At 66.1% G+C, this 17159-nt stretch carries 20 protein-coding genes; 13 read left to right on the top strand and 7 right to left on the bottom strand.

Annotated elements, in window-relative coordinates:
- Positions 1–38: 38 nt before the first annotated feature.
- Positions 39–947, bottom strand: coding sequence for an aldehyde reductase (locus tag ACWEO2_RS03425; protein WP_452403876.1), 909 nt, complete (start codon positions 945–947; stop codon positions 39–41).
- A gap of 52 nt (positions 948–999) precedes the next feature.
- Complete coding sequence (locus tag ACWEO2_RS03430) at positions 1000–1251, bottom strand: hypothetical protein (RefSeq protein WP_452403877.1); 252 nt, start codon at positions 1249–1251, stop codon at positions 1000–1002.
- Between the two features lie 56 nt (positions 1252–1307).
- Here ACWEO2_RS03430 and ACWEO2_RS03435 point away from each other — a divergent pair, with 56 nt between their 5' ends.
- The 4 genes from ACWEO2_RS03435 to ACWEO2_RS03450 all read left to right on the top strand — a co-directional run bounded on the left by ACWEO2_RS03435 (position 1308) and on the right by ACWEO2_RS03450 (position 3500).
- Entirely contained in the window at positions 1308–1454 is a 147-nt protein-coding gene (locus tag ACWEO2_RS03435) for a hypothetical protein (protein ID WP_452403878.1), read from the top strand.
- Between the two features lie 87 nt (positions 1455–1541).
- Entirely contained in the window at positions 1542–1853 is a 312-nt protein-coding gene (locus ACWEO2_RS03440; protein ID WP_452403879.1) for a nuclear transport factor 2 family protein, read from the top strand.
- Positions 1854–1927: 74 nt separating this feature from the next.
- Positions 1928–3061 (top strand): alkaline phosphatase family protein, encoded by a 1134-nt coding sequence (locus ACWEO2_RS03445; RefSeq protein WP_452404146.1) that lies wholly within the window; start codon positions 1928–1930, stop codon positions 3059–3061.
- 70 nt (positions 3062–3131) lie between these two features.
- Positions 3132–3500 (top strand): hypothetical protein, encoded by a 369-nt coding sequence (locus tag ACWEO2_RS03450; protein WP_452403880.1) that lies wholly within the window; start codon positions 3132–3134, stop codon positions 3498–3500.
- A 25-nt stretch (positions 3501–3525) separates the two neighbouring features.
- Here the strand turns inward: ACWEO2_RS03450 and ACWEO2_RS03455 are convergent, their stop codons facing one another.
- On the bottom strand, positions 3526–3951 hold the full coding sequence (locus ACWEO2_RS03455; protein WP_452403881.1) for an MmcQ/YjbR family DNA-binding protein: 426 nt from the start codon (positions 3949–3951) through the stop codon (positions 3526–3528).
- Positions 3952–4094: 143 nt separating this feature from the next.
- Between ACWEO2_RS03455 and ACWEO2_RS03460 the strand changes: the two genes are divergently transcribed.
- From ACWEO2_RS03460 to ACWEO2_RS03470, 3 genes are all read left to right on the top strand, one after another.
- Complete coding sequence (locus tag ACWEO2_RS03460) at positions 4095–5315, top strand: transcriptional regulator (protein WP_452403882.1); 1221 nt, start codon at positions 4095–4097, stop codon at positions 5313–5315.
- 91 nt (positions 5316–5406) lie between these two features.
- The gene (gene exaC / locus ACWEO2_RS03465) at positions 5407–6924 is read left to right on the top strand and encodes an acetaldehyde dehydrogenase ExaC (RefSeq protein WP_452403883.1); all 1518 of its coding nucleotides are present in this window, start codon (positions 5407–5409) and stop codon (positions 6922–6924) included.
- Positions 6924–7328 (top strand): DUF779 domain-containing protein, encoded by a 405-nt coding sequence (locus ACWEO2_RS03470; RefSeq protein WP_452403884.1) that lies wholly within the window; start codon positions 6924–6926, stop codon positions 7326–7328. Before exaC ends, ACWEO2_RS03470 begins: the two co-directional genes overlap by 1 nt.
- A gap of 156 nt (positions 7329–7484) precedes the next feature.
- Here the strand turns inward: ACWEO2_RS03470 and ACWEO2_RS03475 are convergent, their stop codons facing one another.
- Complete coding sequence (locus ACWEO2_RS03475; protein ID WP_452403885.1) at positions 7485–9038, bottom strand: succinic semialdehyde dehydrogenase; 1554 nt, start codon at positions 9036–9038, stop codon at positions 7485–7487.
- 180 nt (positions 9039–9218) lie between these two features.
- Between ACWEO2_RS03475 and ACWEO2_RS03480 the strand changes: the two genes are divergently transcribed.
- The gene (locus ACWEO2_RS03480; RefSeq protein ID WP_354960369.1) at positions 9219–9587 is read left to right on the top strand and encodes a DoxX family protein; all 369 of its coding nucleotides are present in this window, start codon (positions 9219–9221) and stop codon (positions 9585–9587) included.
- Positions 9588–9792: 205 nt separating this feature from the next.
- Here ACWEO2_RS03480 and ACWEO2_RS03485 read toward each other — a convergent pair whose 3' ends face one another.
- Both ACWEO2_RS03485 and ACWEO2_RS03490 read right to left on the bottom strand, forming a co-directional pair.
- The gene (locus ACWEO2_RS03485; RefSeq protein WP_452403886.1) at positions 9793–11361 is read right to left on the bottom strand and encodes a carboxylesterase/lipase family protein; all 1569 of its coding nucleotides are present in this window, start codon (positions 11359–11361) and stop codon (positions 9793–9795) included.
- 156 nt (positions 11362–11517) lie between these two features.
- On the bottom strand, positions 11518–11772 hold the full coding sequence (locus tag ACWEO2_RS03490; protein ID WP_452403887.1) for a hypothetical protein: 255 nt from the start codon (positions 11770–11772) through the stop codon (positions 11518–11520).
- Positions 11773–11874: 102 nt separating this feature from the next.
- Between ACWEO2_RS03490 and ACWEO2_RS03495 the strand changes: the two genes are divergently transcribed.
- The 5 genes from ACWEO2_RS03495 (at position 11875) to ACWEO2_RS03515 (ending at position 16847) form a co-directional block, all read left to right on the top strand.
- A complete protein-coding gene (locus ACWEO2_RS03495; protein WP_452403888.1) occupies positions 11875–12603 on the top strand; it encodes a TetR/AcrR family transcriptional regulator in 729 nt (242 codons plus the stop codon).
- Between the two features lie 424 nt (positions 12604–13027).
- Entirely contained in the window at positions 13028–15514 is a 2487-nt protein-coding gene (locus ACWEO2_RS03500; RefSeq protein ID WP_452403889.1) for a sensor histidine kinase, read from the top strand.
- Positions 15492–15887: a roadblock/LC7 domain-containing protein gene (locus ACWEO2_RS03505; protein WP_355184936.1), complete on the top strand. Its 396-nt coding sequence runs from the start codon at positions 15492–15494 to the stop codon at positions 15885–15887. The genes ACWEO2_RS03500 and ACWEO2_RS03505 overlap by 23 nt, the downstream gene beginning before the upstream one ends.
- Positions 15884–16258 (top strand): DUF742 domain-containing protein, encoded by a 375-nt coding sequence (locus ACWEO2_RS03510; RefSeq protein WP_452403890.1) that lies wholly within the window; start codon positions 15884–15886, stop codon positions 16256–16258. The genes ACWEO2_RS03505 and ACWEO2_RS03510 overlap by 4 nt, the downstream gene beginning before the upstream one ends.
- Positions 16239–16847 (top strand): GTP-binding protein, encoded by a 609-nt coding sequence (locus ACWEO2_RS03515; RefSeq protein WP_355184940.1) that lies wholly within the window; start codon positions 16239–16241, stop codon positions 16845–16847. Before ACWEO2_RS03510 ends, ACWEO2_RS03515 begins: the two co-directional genes overlap by 20 nt.
- On the opposite strand, the gene ACWEO2_RS03520 is transcribed toward ACWEO2_RS03515, so the two are convergent.
- On the bottom strand, positions 16844–17008 hold the full coding sequence (locus tag ACWEO2_RS03520) for a hypothetical protein (protein ID WP_452403891.1): 165 nt from the start codon (positions 17006–17008) through the stop codon (positions 16844–16846). The genes ACWEO2_RS03515 and ACWEO2_RS03520 overlap by 4 nt on opposite strands.
- Positions 17009–17159 lie beyond the last annotated feature (151 nt).

The raw sequence follows: 17159 nt of genomic DNA on the forward strand, positions 1-17159 counted from the left end.
TCGCACCAACCCGATGGTGCCGATGATGAGTGTCGCGATCAGCACGGCCCGCCCCTACGCATGCACGGCTGTCGACGCGAGGACGCCCCGGCCGCCCGCGGCACGACACCGAACTCGATCAAACTCTCCGCGGTATCCAGCACCGTCTCCCGCACCGGCCGCATCGCCCAGTCGAGCTCCCGTCCCGCCTTCTCGGAGCTGAGCAGCTCGGTACGATCCAACATCGGCAAGGTCAATCGAATCCCCTTGTCGAACAACAGTGCAATCGCTCGCACCAGAACATCCGGGATCACCCGTGTCGGTACCCGGAACCCACGCGGGCCGAACTCCTCGGCCAGGAGCCGAGCCATATCCGCCATCCAGACATGTTCGCCCGCACAGATGTACCGATTCCCGACCGCTTCGGGAACCTCCACTGCCAGCCGATGCGCCACCGCCAGATCCCGCACATCCACCACGGCCCACCCCACCCGCGGAGAACCCGGCGCTTCGCGGGCGAGCAATCGGCGCACCGGCTCGTGCGAGGTGCTCGTCGCCGCGGATTGCAATGGACCCAACACCATTCCGGATTCACCACCACCAGCTCGAGGTGGGACTTCGCCGCGAAATCCCACGCCGTCCGCTCCGTCACGTGGCCGGAGGTCACCGCCGCGATCGAGGAGGTCAGCACTCACCCGCTGAACGCCGCCGTCGGCAGATGCCCGTAATACCCGCAATGTCCCGTCGACCGCGGTATCGATCAGTTCCCGTTCGTCGTTCGGCGGCGTCGCCGGAAACGGTGACGCCACATGCAGTACGAACGCGCAGCCCGAAACGGCTGCCGTCCACCCGGCATCGTCGTTCAGATCCGCCGCGACGAACTCCAACTCGCCACCGAGGCGATCCGCCAGTGCCGGCAGATGTGCGCGTTTGACCACTTTTCCGAGATCGCGAACCGTACCGCGCACGGCGTACCCGTGCTCGAGCAGTTCGGCGATCTACCACCACTTCGCCGATCGTTCAGCCCTGCTCGCCGCGCTGTCCACCCGGAGTTTCCAACACCTGGCCGGCGAACTGGCCGCCGCCTGCGCGGCCGCCGATACGCCGCAGACGGCCTTGACCGAGCTGGCCGAGACGTACGTGCGGGTCTCCCAGGAACATCCTGGCTACTTCCGCCTCATGTTCCGCCCGGAACTCTTCGAGCCCGAGAAACATCCCGACGCCATGGCCGCCGGGCGATGCGGCCTTCGATGTCCTGGCCGCCACCAGCACCGAAATGCGTCACCGCCGGACTGCTACCAGCCGACCGGGCCAACACTCTTGCCCTCATGTCGTGGAGCCCGGCCCACGGCATGGCATCGCTGCGGCTGGACGGCCAGCTCGAAGACGCAGCCGCCAACTGGGCACCACCGGGCCGACCCTGGTGGAGGACCATCATGCGGACCGTTACCGCGTTGGTCGCGCCCGGCGCGTGACACCGAACCGCGCACAGATCCGTGCCCTAAAGTGAAAGCTGAACGTTTGCTGTCAGATACACCCACACTCTTCGAGAGGGATGTCCGATGACGCAGCAGCTCGATCCCGCGGTCCGAGAATTCGTCGACGCGCTCAATGCCAATGACCAGGATCGCTTCCAGGCGGTGCTCACCGCGGACGCGACCATGTCCGATGACGGAGTGGAGCGCAATCTCGCGCAGTGGACCGATTCCGAGATCTTCGCCAGCAACGCACGCATGAATGTCGAGTCCGTCGATGACGGTGGCACCGTGCTGGTCGCCGACTACACGAATTCCCGCTGGGGGTCGATGCGCACCGCATGGCGGTTCACCGTGCGTGAAGGCAAAATCAGCCGGTTCGAGACCGGTCAGGCCTGAGTACGCTCGAGCTCGTGCTACCCCCGCCCGCCGCCCGTCCACCAACCCCTCACGGAGTCGCTTCGCGACACTGCATTCCCCGCTACGGCACGGGCTCCCTGGCGGATCTGTTCCCCTCCCTCCTCGCCGGGCTCGGCGCGCGCGGCGAGGTCGACCGGCTGGGACTCGAACTCACCGCCGACCGCATCTGTGTGTTGCTGGTCGACGGCCTCGGCGCGGAGGCGCTCACCGCGAATTCCGAAGTGGCGCCATTCCTGTCAGCTCTGGCGCAACGCACGCTGACGGCGGGCTTCCCGAGCACGACCACCGTCAGTCTGAGTTCACTCGGCGTGGGAGTGCCACCCGGCGAACACGGGATCATCGGGTATCTGATGCACGTACCCGGCTACGACCGGCTGATGAATGCGCTGACCTGGCGGTTGCACGGTCCCGGACCGAAAATCGACCTGCTGCGCGAACTGGTGCCCGAGCAATTCCAACCTATCCCAACGGTATTCGAGCGCGCCGCGGCCGCCGGCATCGCAGTGGCGCAGGTCGCCCCGCATCTGCAGGCCGGTTCCGGTCTCACCCGCGCTGTGCTGCGCGGCTGCGAATTCCGCCCCTACGTCTCCTTCGGCGATTTCGTCGACGGCGTCGCCACCGCCGTGCACGCGGGCCGGCGCTCGCTGGTCTACGCCTACCACGGCAACCTCGACACCACCGGGCATGTGCGCGGACCGTCTTCGTACGCTTGGCTTTTGGAGCTCGCGCACGTCGACCGGCTGGCCGCGACCATCGCCGAACATCTGCCGCCGGATGCCGCGCTCATCGTCACCGCCGACCACGGCATGGTGGAACTCACGGACCGCGTCGACTTCGACACCACCGAGGTCCTGCGTGACGGTGTGTGCCAACTCGGCGGTGAACCGCGCGCCCGCCACGTCTACACCCGGGACGGCGCGGCCGCCGATGTCGCGGCGACCTGGCGCGAATACCTCGGCGCCGACTTCGAGGTCGTCACCCGCGCCGAGGCGATCGGGCGCGGCTGGTTCGGCCCCACCGTCACACCGCGGATCGCCGAGCGCATCGGCGATCTGGTGGCGGTGGCCGGTGGCCTGCGCGGCATCGTGCGCACCGGCGTCGAACCGCTGGAATCGATACTCATCGGCCTGCACGGTTCGCTGACACCCGCAGAGATGACTGTGCCGCTGTGCACGTTCCGGCCGTAATCGCGCCGCTGCCCTAGGCTGTACCGCGACGTCGCGGGCATCACCGCCCGCCAAGCCGCCAGGAGGAACCATGGGTGCAGCACCGCGCAGCGATTCGATGAGGGGTGGCGCTCGGGCGATGCATGGGCGCGCCACGATGTCACGGGTCGGATTCGCGCTCGCGGCGGTCGCATTGCTGCTGGCCGGTTGCTCCGATATCCAGCGTGCGCTCAACCAGGGTGGCGACACCACCTGCCGCGACTACGTCAAGCAGGACCAGGACGGCAAGCGCATGACGATCACCAAATTCATCAAGCAGCAGACCAACGATGACCATGAGCCCGCGGGAACGGCGGTCGACGCCACCATGATTCAGGTCGACCTGCTGTGCGGCGTCCAAGTCAATCAGGACACCCCGATCAAGAAGGCCGATATCGCAGGCATTTTCATCAACAAGTAGGGGTGGGTAGGCGATCGCGCCGCCCTCAGTTAGCGACGTTGTGCGCGGCCAGCCAGTCGGCTGCCCGCTTGCGCGAGGCCCGGGACAGCCAGGCATCCTGGATGACTTCGGCCAGTTCCTGCTTGCTGAGCTCGCCGATTCGGCTGCCGCGTACCAGGACCGACAGATGGCCATCGAAGTGCGGTGTGGTGAAGAATGGTGAATCCGGATCCTGCACCAGCGCCAGTTTGTCCGATTCCGAGGGCACCCAGATCACGATGACGTCGGGATAGCGCTCACCGGTGTCCGGATCGACGGCGTCCGGGCGCGGGTTGCGGAAGAATACGAAGGACTTGCCGCCGACCTGGTACACCGGATTGCCGCTCGGACCGTCCACTCGACTGACGAACGGCATGCCGGTCGCAAGTTCGTGCACGTCGGCGAGCCGGGCCTGCCGCGATACAGTCGCCATAACAGCAGCTTAGAACCTCGGCCGCACAACGGGATCGAACCTTGGGGACTGGTCGGTTTGCCATCAAAGCCTCCCCTAACCAACTTGCATACGCCATCATGAGAGAGCGAATGTGAGCTCACACTAACGATGGGGTTTACGAGGTGGCACAATCCCGCACCCTCACCCAGCAACGTGCGGCACTGGAAAAGGAATGGGCCCGGTGGGCGGCGGCTCCCAGCAGCGCCGTGCGCATCCCCGCGGGCACCACCTCGCTACGCACCGAGGTGGTCGAATCCTGGCAGCGCTCACTGATGACCGTCGATCCGAATTGCACCGAGGCGCCCAGTCTGGGCGATATCCGCGACCGCTGGACCGAATCTCCACTGCGCCAACCGATCACCGAACTCGCCGGTGATCTGCGCGGGATCGCCGAGGACTCCGGCTATCTCGCCGTCGTCACCGACGCCGCGGGCACCGTCCTGTGGTCGTGCGGCGATCGCGCCCTGCGCCGACAGGCCGAGGCGGTGAACTTCGCGCCCGGCGGCTGCTGGGACGAAAGCCATATGGGCACCAACGGATTGTCGCTGGCCCTACATGGCGACCGCCCGACCAGTGTCTTCGCCGCCGAACATCTGGTCGCGGCACTGCACGGCTGGGTCTGCTACTCCGCGCCGATCCATGCGCCCGACGGCCGACAGCTCGGTGTGCTCGATCTGTCCAGTTCCTGGGACCGCTCGCATCCGATGGTGATGACCTCGGTGCGAGCCCTGGTGACCGCAGTCGAGACGATGTTGCGTGCCGCCGCGCCCGATCCGGGAACTGGCGTCCGTCTCGAATGTCTCGGCGGCGCACGGCTGGTCCGCGACGGCAGGCCGGTCCCGCTACCGCCACGCCACCTGGAAATCCTGGCGCTGCTCGCTCTGGAACCCGATGGGTTCACGCCCGAACAACTGCAGGCCGCGGTCTATGGCGACCGTCCGGTCTCCTCCAGCACCCTCAAGGCCGATGTGTCGCATCTGCGCCGCACCACCGGCGGCGAGATCAGCAACCGCCGCTACATGCTGACCGGCCCGGTCTCCTGCGATGCGGTCGACCTGCTGGCCGCAATCCAGGCCGGGGATACCACCTCGGCGGTCTGGCTGTACCGCGGACCACTGCTGCCCGCCTCGGATACCCCTGGTGTCCTGACCTGGCGCGACCATCTGGATGTCGGGGTCCGAACCGCCGTGCTGGCCAGCGATAGCGCCGACCACGCGGTGGCGTTCGGTGAGCGCTCCCCCGGCGATATCGAGGTGCACGAACATGCGTTGCGGCTGCTGCCCGACGACGATGTGCGCCGCGCCGTGGTCGTGGCCCGGTTGCATACCGCGCAGCGCGCCTGAGTTTTCCGTCGCCATCGCGGCGCCAACCTCGCACCAACCTTGTCGGGCGATAGTGGCCCCCGCAGAGATGATTCGCGAGGAGCGCCCACAGATGATCTACGCCAAACCAGGGTCGGCCACCGGCATCGTCAACTACGCCAGTCGCTATGACAACTTCATCGGAGGTGACTGGGCGGCTCCCGTCGAGGGCAGGTACTTCGACAACCCGTCACCGGTCGACGGCGAGATCTTCTGCTCGGTCGCGCGCTCCACCGCATCCGATATCGATATGGCCCTGGAAGCCGCGCACCGCGCAACCGACGAGTGGGCCGCCACCTCCCCGGCCGCGCGTGCGAACATCCTCAACAGGATCGCCGACCGGATCGAGCACAGCCTCGAACCCCTGGCCATCGCCGAAACCTGGGACAACGGCAAACCTGTCCGCGAGACCCTCGCCGCCGACCTACCTTTGGCGGTCGACCATTTCCGCTATTTCGCTGGGGCCATCCGCGCCCAAGAGGGCAGCATCGCCGAAATCGATGCCGATACGATCGCCTACCACTTCCATGAACCACTCGGCGTGGTCGGCCTGATCATTCCCTGGAACTTCCCGATCCTGATGGCCGCGTGGAAGCTGGCCCCGGCCCTGGCAGCGGGCAACTGCGTGGTGCTCAAGCCCGCGGAGCAGACTCCGGCCTCGATTCTGCTGGTGATCGAACTGATCGCGGATCTCCTACCGCCCGGAGTTCTCAACGTGGTCAACGGGTTCGGTGTCGAAGCGGGGAAGCCCCTGGCCGCCAGCCCGCGCGTGGCCAAGGTCGCCTTCACCGGTGAGACCACGACCGGCAGGCTCGTCATGCAGTACGCGAGCGAAAACATCATTCCGGTCAGTCTGGAGTTGGGCGGTAAGAGCCCCAATATCTTCCTGCCCGATGTCATGGCCGCCGACGACGAATTCCTGGACAAGGCCGTCGAGGGTTTCGTGATGTTCGCGCTCAACCAGGGCGAGGTGTGCACCTGCCCCTCGCGTGCGCTGATCCACTCGTCGATCTATGACGAATTCCTGGCCCGCTGCATCGAGCGGACCAAGGCCATCAGGGGCGGTAATCCGCTCGACGACAGCACCATGATCGGAGCCCAAGCCAGTAACGACCAATACGAAAAGATCTTGTCCTACATCGATATCGGCAGGCAGGAAGGCGCCCGCGTGCTCACCGGAGGGGAAATACGCAAGGTGGACGGACTGCCGGGTGGCTACTACCTGCAGCCGACGATTTTCGAGGGCACCAACACCATGCGGATCTTCCAGGAGGAGATCTTCGGCCCGGTGGTCGCGGTGACCCGGTTCGACACCGTGGACGAGGCAGTCCGGATCGCCAACGACACCCTCTACGGACTCGGCGCGGGCGTATGGACCAGGGATGTCACCACGGCATATCGGATGGGCCGGGCAATCAAGGCAGGGCGAGTATGGACCAATTGTTTCCACGCGTACCCCGCACATGCCGCCTTCGGCGGATACAAGAAATCCGGCATCGGCCGGGAAAACCACAAAATGATGCTCGACCACTACCAGCAGACCAAAAATTTGCTGGTCAGCTATTCACCGACAAAACTCGGACTCTTTTGATGCATGGCAGAGTAGCCCGCGTCGCGATCACCGAGCGGGCGCGAGAAGTGTTGCGCCGGTTGATCGACGAGCACGGCCCGGTGCTGTTCCACCAATCCGGCGGCTGCTGCGACGGCAGCTCACCGATGTGCTTCGGTGTGCGCGAATTCCGCATCGGCGGCGCGGATGTGCTGCTGGGTCGGCTGCCGTGGCATACCGAATTCTGGATCAGCGGCGAGCAGTACGAACACTGGAAAAACACTCATCTCACTGTCGACGTGGTGAGTGGACGCGGCAGCGGATTCTCGCTCGAGGCGCCCGAGGGCATGCGTTTCATCATCCGATCACGGCTGCTGACCGATGAGGAGACTACGGTGCTGGCAGCCGGGCCACCGCCGCGGAAGGGAGCCGATCGGATGGACTGACTGCCGCGAGCAGTCGCCTCGGCCTGATTCACGCCTGCGTAGGTGCGTCCGCGGGCGACAACCCGGTGTTCGGCCAGGGGGTTCCGCAGCCCCGGACCGACACCGCGAGGCCCCGCCGTCCCGCTGCAGACCGGGACGGCGGGGTCGGGGGCCGGGTCAGCGGCCGGGCAGGAACCGGAAGCTGCGGGCGAGGGTCATCAGCAGCCGCTGCCACTTATCCTGCGGAATCACCACTGGCGCATCGAGATTCATGAATCGCGTGACGACCACCGTCTGCGGTTCGGTGAACTTCAGCAGACCGTCCGGGCCATGCCTACGCCCGACACCGGAAATGCCCATACCGCCCATCGGCGCGGCGGTGGTGCCCCAGGCCGGTGCGTACCCCTCGTCGACGCAGACGGTGCCCGCATGCAACCGCTCGGCGATCCGCTCGCCCGCGGATTTGCTCTGCGCCCATACGCTCGCGTTCAGTCCGTACTCGGTGTCGTTGGCCAGCTCGATCGCCTGCTCGGCATTCTCGACCGGGTAGATCGAGACCAGCGGGCCGAAGGTTTCATTGCGACCGCATTCCATCTCGTCGGTGACATCGGCGAGGACGGTCGGTTCGAAGAACAGCGGCCCCAGATCCGGGCGCGCGGAACCGCCAGCGAGCACCTTCGCACCCTTGGAGGTCGCGTCGGCGACGTGTTTGGCGACGGTCTCCAATTGCGCCTCGGAGATCAGACTGCCGATATCGGCCGAATAGTCATAGGCGGCACCGAGTTTCGCGGCCTTGACGGCGGCGACGAACTTCTCGGTGAACTCCGCGGCGACCGCCTTCTCCACGTACAGCCGCTCGATCGAGATGCACAGCTGTCCGGCATTGGAGAAGCAGGCCCGCACCGCGGCCTTGGCGGCCCGATCCAATTTCGCGCCGCGGGTGACGATCATCGGGTTCTTGCCGCCGAGTTCGGCGGAGAAGCCGATGAGCCTGCGCCCGCACTGTTCGGCCAGTGTGCGCCCGGTCGCCGAGGATCCGGTGAACATCAGGTAGTCGCAGCTGTCGACGATCGCGGTGCCGACCACGGTGCCCGGACCGGGTACGACCGCGAGCAGGTCGCGGGGCAGCCCGGCCTGGTAGAGCAGCTCCGCGCTGGCCAGTGCGGAGAATGGGGTCTGGCTGTCCGGCTTGACGACCACCGCATTGCCCGCGAGCAGCGCCGGGATCGAATCGCCGATGGATAGCAGCATCGGATAGTTCCACGGCGCGATCACACCGACGACGCCCTTGGGCTGGTGGCGCACGCTCGCGCGATTGAGTACCGGGAATGCGCCGGGCACACGGTGCGCATCGAGCAGATCGGGCGCGACCCTGGCGAAGTAGCGGGCCGCGAAGATCAGGCCCAGGATCTCTTCCTGGGCGGCCCAGCGGGCCTTGCCGGTTTCGGCCTGGATCACGTCCATCAGGAATTCCCGCTGTTCGATGACCAGTTCCCGATACCGCTCGAGCACCTCGGCCCGGTCCTTGGCCGACCGCACGGCCCACCGGGCCTGTGCCGCCCTGGCCTTGCCGAATGCGACCGTCACGTCCTCGGCGCTGCCCACCGATACGGTGCCTAGTGGTTTGCCGGTGAAGGTCTCGGCGATTGTCTTGCGCGCACGCTCGGCGGGATCATTGATCGCGGCGAGCGCACTGAGACGGTCGAAGACTTCGGCATTCGGCGCGGACATCGGTGCCTCCTACTTGTCAGTAACCCCGGGATACACACAACATACGCCGCACGAGGTGCCCGCAGCAGCCACTACCCCGCGGTTGACGGAGATCGACGCGTATTCGGCCGGAACTGTCACCTTCCGCGGACCTGATTTGTCTCATGGATACCTCGCCCCCGACGAACTCAGGGAGGAATCATGAATGTCGCGTTGTGGATCGGACAGATCTTCCTAGCCATCGTGTTCACCGCATCCGGGCTCGCGAAATCCACGCAGCCCAAGGAGAAACTGGTCGAAATGGGCCAGACCGGCGTCGCGGTATTCCCGAAGCCGGTCGTGCGGCTGACCGCCTACAGCGAACTGCTCGGCGCCATCGGGATCATCGTGCCCTGGTGGACCGGGATCGCGCGGGTGCTCACCCCGCTTGCCGCGGTCGGTTTCGCCGTGGTGATGATCGGCGCGATCACCTCGCACGTGCGCCTGCGCGAACCCCGCAATATCGCGATCACCACGACGATCCTCATCATCGCCGTCCTGGTTGCCATCGGCCGTTTCGCTGGCCTGTGAACGCGGTGGCGATTCCGGCACCGAGGGCCTTCGCCAGCGCTCGATCACGATGAGGGGTTCCGGTAGTAATCAAATTGCCGAGTCCGAACAGCACCTCCTGCTCGCGCAGACCGGTCAGGATCTCTCCGGCCTCGGCTATCCTGCGCACGAATCACGTTGAGACGATCAGCTTCAGCGGTGACGGTGAGGCGGTAGATCAGCAGCGTCAGTAGAGCTCGACTCCGTCCCACAGATCCCGGACCGGGCACGGGTCGTCAACGACGGTGGGCTGGAGGGCCAGTCGCATGGTGGTCCTGCGGGTGGGTTCGTAATGCGGCCAGTTCACTCGCCCGGTGCTGGCGAACTGCACCCAGGTGTGGTGCACGATATCGGCCAGCTGCTGTGGTGGGTTCGGGCCGGTGATCCATTGCATCCGCCGATCGCGGAGTTGGTCGAAGACGAACGGGACCTCGAGGAAGTGGCATGATCCGAGTTGTCCATCGAATTGTGGGGAGCGCCAGGCGAATTCGTACATGTAGGTGGCCGCCGGTGCACTGGTGCGGGCGTCGGCGAGCCGGAGGCCGGGGATGGTGTAGTACCAGTCCGCCTGCAGGATCGCCAGCAATGCACCGGGATCGGCGCCCGGGTAGGCGGCGCGGTAGGCCGGTAGCGCCCGGTCGACGGGCAGCCGGTACATACGCATCGCAGTGGTCAATTCCTCCTCGGTGACCGAATCAAGGTTGCGGAACGGTACCAGCGACAGCCGTCCCTCCTCGCCGTTGTGTCCGAGCAGCACATCCACATCGGCACCTGCTCCGGCGGTGACGGCGTCGATGGGTTTGGCGGGCAGGGTGGCGCCGTCGAGCGTGGGCCGCCACATATTGATGCGGCATCCCGGCTCGCCGCCCCAGCGTTGCGGATCCGGTTGCTGCGCAAAGTCACCCATGACCGTGGTTTGCGCGGCGAGCACGCGCTCGACACCGGCTGCGGCGACGGCGTCGCGTGTCGGTTCCACGCCGAGCTTCGCGATGAGGCGCTGTCCGATCTCGTGGGCGGTGTCGGTGGAGTAACAGATATTGCCGGCACCGCTTTCCATGATCGCGCGCCGAAACAGCCCCGTGGCGCCCGGCATCGCCAGCAGTGTGCCCACGGCCATGGCGCCGGAGGACTGCCCGAAGATTGTGACGTTGCCGGGGGCGCCGCCGAAGGCCGCGATGTTGTCGTGCACCCATTCGAGCGCCGCAATCTGGTCCAGCAGACCGACATTCGCCACACCGTCGTCGAGGAACAGGAATCCCTCGGCACCCAGCCGGTAGTTCATCGCGACGAACACCACGCCGTCGCGGGCGAATGCGCTGCCGTCGTAGAGTCCGTTGCTGCCAGTATCGAAACCGCCACCGTAGATCCACACCAGTACCGGCAGGCGCGCCGAGCCGGGGTCGGGGGTCCAGATGTTCAGGTTAAGGTAGTCCGCGCCCGGAATCGGTGGCGCGGAGAAGTCCAGCGGCGGCGGGGTCGGCAGCTGCGGTGGCGTGGGGCCGAGGGCGAGCGCGTCACGCACCCCGGTCCACGACTGGACCGGGTGCGGCGGCAGATAGCGGTCCACACCCTGCGGTGGCGCGGCATAGGGCACACCCTTGAACACGTGCACACCTGCGGTCACGATGCCCCGCACTCGCCCGGCTCGCGTCGCGACGATTGATTCAGTTGTGCTGCCAGCACCGCAACCGGCGGCGGCCAATGCGGCGAACGCGGAGGTTGCGGCCGCGCCGCGAAGAAATGTTCTGCGGTTCAAGATTCTTCTTCCTTTCTTCCCGCCCAGCACGCGACGCCCATCGAGGAGCCCCTCTTCATTTCTCGGCTGTACCGACGATGTGGCGCGAAACGCGGCAGTCCCAGACCCGTCACACTCGGCGAGAGACGCCTCCGAAGCTGCCTCCGTGCACATGGACTACGAGTGGCAGGTCGATCCCCGTGCCGCCGCGCTCGAGCGAGGGCCGATACACCCGGACGGGGAGTTCGCGGCCGGGCAGCGGCACTTTCTGCCAGTGATCGTGGCGCCGGGATCCGGGCTCCCGAGGATCGCTCGCGCCGCCTCCGACGCCCGGAAACGGTTCTCCGCTTCACGGTAGGCGACCAGTTCCTCGACCGTGACGGTCGAATAGTTCGGCCCCACTAGCCGTTCGACGTCGACGGCTTCGCTCATGTCCGCTCCCTGATACGACTCTGATTCCCGATACCTACGATGTAGGTTTCGCAGCGACGGTATATCCTACGGTGTAGGTTTGACAAGAGGAGGGAGTAGAACGTGACCCGGCGCACACAGGGGACGTCGGCAGGGCTCAGCCGCGAGCGCATCGCGGCCGCCGCCGTCGCACTCGTCGACCGTGACGGCCTGGAGCGCTTCGGGGTGCGGCGGCTCGCCGACGAGCTCGGGGTCGACCCGATGTCGATCTACAACCACATCAAGGGCAAGGCGGCGCTGCTGGACGCGGTCTCCGAGGCTGTGCTCGCCGAGATGGCGATCAACGCCGAGGGCGCACCCGATACCTGGGAAGAGATTGCTCGCTGGACAGCGCACAACTACCGGGAGACCGCCTACCGGCACCCCCACGTGGTCCCATTGCTGGCAACCCGGCCGCAAAACTCGCCGCCGGCCCTCGCCACGCTGGAACAGCTGGTCATCGCAATGCGTACGGCCGGTCTGCCCGACCAGGTTATCTCGGACGCACCGCTGGTCTTGTTCGGCTTCCTCAACGGATATCTGCTGGCGGTCCTCAATGGCGGATCCGACAGTGCTGCAACCGTGCCCGCGATCGACCCCACGCTGTACCCCACGATGGCCGCCCTCGCACCCACCATGGCCGACTTTGGGTCCGTGGCGGAATTCGACCGGATGCTCGACGCCGTGCTCGGCGGAATTCGTGACCGGACCGCTTGGCAGGCAACCGAAGAACGCGCAGGCCACAACGTTGGGAAGGCGAAACCGCCCATCGTTAGTCGAGACTCCGGCTCACGAGCGGACCCAACCGAGTAGTTGCTCCATAGCGAACCATCACCGGACGCCCGATCAGAAGAGGATGTCGCGCACCCACAGCATCCGGTAGCCGGTGGGACCGAGCTGGACCAGCTCGGCGTCGATGTCGACCTCGATCGCGCCGAAGAAAGTTGATGTTCGCACTGTGCGCCGGCTGGATGTGGGCCAGCACCTCATCGGCAGCCAAGCCGAGCACCAACCGAGCCCATCCGCAGCTCGAACCAGCAACACGCCATCGCTGCTGGTCAAGCCATTGCCGTTGGTTTTCGCGCGATTACTACAGGGAACCCGATGCGGCGCAACAGTTCCAGCCGATCGCAGGCGGGAGTCAAATCCGGACCGGCGCCGTTTCGGAATGTCAAATCGGGTCCCGCTCACCGGGACGCGGGAAACGAAATGGTCACAACTGATTTAGGTTGGGTCGATGTTCAGAGCGAGGCTCGGGGTCCGAACGCGGATTCTGGCGATCGCGCTCGTCCCGAGCCTGACTCTGCTCGTGGTCGGCGTGGGATCGGCGGGATACCTGGTTGCCGAGGGAAATAAGGCCAAGAACTGGGCGTCGCAGAATCAGCAGGCGATTCCCTCGATCCGGGAATTGCTGGAGGCCGTCCAAAGTGAACGTCAGCTCACGCTGGCCGCGCTCACCGGCGACGAGACCGCGGCACCCGCACTCGGCGCGGCCCGGATCCGGCTGGACAGCGCACTGAAGGGCCTTGTCGCGGCTGGCGACAGATTGCGTGAGGTCGACGATTCCAAGATCGGCGACAATGCCGCCAACTTCATGACGCTCTCGACGTCGATGACCCAGGTGCGCACCGCAACCGATGCGGGCGCACTGCCCATCCCCGACGCGTACAACTTCTACAACCGGCTGCTCGATGTCATCTCTTTCGGCACCGAGATCGCCGAGCAGACCGCGCCGGATGCCGAGATCGGCGTGCATATCGCCGACGGTATGCGGATCTTCCTGGCGACCGAGGCGATGTCGCGCAGCAACGCGCTCGCGGCCGTGATCGTCAATGTGAACGGGCCGACCCCCATTTCGATCGAGGAGTTCCTGCACGAGAGCGGCTTCTACCACGCCGAAGTCGCCAATCTGGCGGGCGAGCTCGACCCGAAGCTGCAGGAGAGCCTGCACGCGCTGATGGCCGGTCAGGCCTGGCAGCAGTTGACGGCCATGGAAAACGCTGTGGCCCAGCGCAATATGACCGCGACGAGCACAACTTCCACCGGCACCAGCTCATCGAGCACGTCCAGTGGCACCGCCAAGCAGTCGACGCCGCCGCCACTGCCGTTGAGCCCGCAGGAGTGGCACAATGCCGCCGCCGAGGTGAACCGCGGACTGATCGACGTCTGGATCGCCCAGAACAAGAACTCGCAGAGACTCGCCGAGGACAAGGCCGCCGACGCCACCGAGACCTCCGCGTGGGCGGGCGGCGGTGTCGTGGCGGTCAGCCTGTTGGCATTTGTCATCGCGATCCTGCTGGCCAACCGAGTCATCCGCAGGCTCAAGCGACTTCGCGGCGAAACCCTGGCCCTGGCCGATGAGCGTCTGCCCGAGCTCATGCGGCGGCTGGGCGAGGGCGAACTCATCGATCCCGATGCCGAGGCAGCGAACCTGAACTATGGTTCCGACGAAATCGGCCAGGTGGCCAAGGCATTCCAGCATGCGCACGCCGCGGCCGTCGCGGGCGCGGTGAACGAGGCGCGCACCCGCGAGGGCGTGAAGGCGGTCTTCCTCAATATCGCCCACCGCAGCCAGATCGTGGTGCACCGGCAGTTGGAGATCCTGGACAAAGCCGAAGAGCGCCAAGAGGATCCGGCCCTGCTGGACACGCTGTTCCGGCTCGACCACCTGGCCACCCGGGAACGCCGCAATGCCGAGAACCTGATCATCCTGGGCGGCGGTCGGCCCGGCCGTCAGTGGCGCAATCCGGTGCCGCTGCTCGATCTGGTGCGCAGCGCGGTCGGCGAAACCCTGGACTATGCACGGGTTCGGGTGGCCCGGCTCCCGGAGGCGCAGGTACTCGGCGCGGTCGTGGCCGACCTCATCCACCTGCTCGCCGAACTGGTGGACAATGCGACCTCATTCTCGCCGCCGCAGTCGCGGGTCGAGCTGACCGGCAATGTGGTCGGCAAGGGTGTGGTCGTCGAAATCAGCGATCAGGGCATGGGTATGCCCGAGTCCGAGATCACCAGGGTCAACGAAATGCTGCGCCAGCCACCGGATTTCGGTGTCGCCGCACTGTCGGCGGATTCGCGTCTCGGACTGTTCGTCGTCGCGCAGCTGGCCGCCCGCCACGGTGTTTCGGTCCGGTTGACCGAATCCGATTACGGTGGCGTCCGCGCCATCGTGCTCATCCCGAAGTCCCTGCTCGCCGACGGAACAACCCCCGCGCTCACGTCGGGTGAGGAACCATCGGATTCGGTGCGCAGACGACGGCATCCGGTCCCCTTCGTCGACTCCTCGCCCTATGGCGGCGCCGAGTCCGATTCCGCGGTGCTCACCGCGCCGCCACTGGCTCCGCCCGCGGTAGCGCTCGAGACTCCGGCGGATCCGCCGCGGCCCGCGTTCGAGGCGCCGCAGCCATCGGCATCCGACACCAGGCCGGCGCTGCCGCGCCGCAACCGACAGGCCAGTATCGCACCACAATTGGCGCAGCAGGCCCCGGCGGAACCGGCTACCGAACAGCAGCCGGAGCGGGAGCGCTCGGCCGAGCAGGCCCGAGATCTGATGTCGGCCATCGAAAATGGGACCAGACAGGGCCGCCGCGCGGTCCCCGATTCCGCGATCCCCGATGTTGTGGTGCCCGAGGTAGCATCCACTGAGCATTACGGCGCATCCACTGCGCCTGCCGTCAATCCCTCGGATGAACAGGAAGGCAACGGTGACTTCTTCCAGCCCCGGTGATCTCAATTGGCTGCTCGATGATCTAGTCGATCGGCTGGCGGGCGTGCGTTATGCGGTGGTGCTGTCCACCGACGGCCTGCTGCTGGGCCGTTCCACCGCGATGACCCGCGAGGACGCCGAACATTTCGCCGCCATGTCCTCCACCCTCTACGGACTGGCCCGCAGCGCGGGCAGCCGTTTCGAGGGCGGCGGGGTCCGCCAGGCGGTGATCGAACTCGATCGCGCCGTACTGTTCGTGACTTCGGCCGGGGACAATGCCTGCCTGGCCCTGCAGGCGGCCGAAACCGCGAATCTCGGAATGGTCGCCTACGAAATGAACGTCACCGTGCAACGCGTCGGCACCTACCTATCGACCCCAGCGCGACTGCCATGACACGCAGCGGCGGGCAATGGTTCGATGAGGATGCCGGTCCGCTGGTCCGGCCCTATGCGCTGACCCGCGGGCGGGTCATGGGGGCAGGTCACGATCTGGACATGCTCACCGTGGTCGTCGTGGCCGATCGCGCGCCCACCCTGCGCCGCACCGAACCCGAATACGCGGACATCGTCGCGCTGTGCCGCGTTCCGCAGTCGGTCGCCGAGGTGGCTGCGCATGTGAAACTTCCCTTGGCGGTAACCAAGATCCTCGTCGGCGACCTGATCGGCGAGGGCCACTTGATCTTCCGGGCACCGGTACAGCCGGATGCGGGCCCCGGCGATCTCAACGTATTGCGAGCGGTACTGGATGGCATCCGAAAGCTTTGACCCGACCCGACCCGGTGCGACACCGCATCTGGCCGCCTCGGTCAAGATTCTCATCGCCGGTGGCTTCGGCGTCGGCAAAACGACCATGGTCTCATCAATCAGCGAGGTCGCGCCGCTGCGCACCGAGGAACTGATCACCGAGGTCAGCACCGGCATCGACGACCTATCCGGCGTCGAACAGAAGACCACCACCACGGTCGCACTGGACTTCGGTCGGATCACCATCGACAGCGAGTTGGTGCTCTACCTGTTCGGGACACCGGGCCAGGACCGATTCTGGTTCCTGTGGGATGAACTCTCACGTGGAGCACTCGGCGCGGTCGTCATCGCCGACACCCGCCGCCTCGGCAATTCCTTTGCCGCCGTAGACTTCTTCGAACGCCGTGGGCTGCCGTTCCTGGTCGCGGTCAACTGCTTCGACGGCGCACCGGTCTACACCGTCGACGAGGTCCGCGACGCTCTCGACCTCGACCCCCACATCCCCACACTGCTCTGCGACGCCCGCGACCGCGCCTCCTGCAAACAAGTACTACTCGAACTGGTGCAACACCTCATCGAACGCGCCGGACGGGCACCGGTTGCGACCTAGCGGTATTCGCAGCGGGGGCCGATGCAGCGGCCGGTGATGCCAGCGACCTCTCGGTCGTCGAGACAGCCGACGAGTCGGCGTTCGGTTTGTTCACCGAGTGCGGGTTCGAGGGTGATCAGCCAGATCCCCTCGTACTCCAGCGGACCTGCGACGATGTGCACATGATTCACGGTGCTCGCGCATTCCTGCCACAGGTCAGCGCGGGATCCTCCACGGGATCGAGGTCACGGGTCTGCGCGTCGAAACGGATTACCGCGCGGGTGTTGGCGGTATCGCGGTCGGTGTGGACTTCATCCTGAACGCCAAGGCCAT

The organism is Nocardia sp. NPDC004278 (assembly GCF_053602975.1).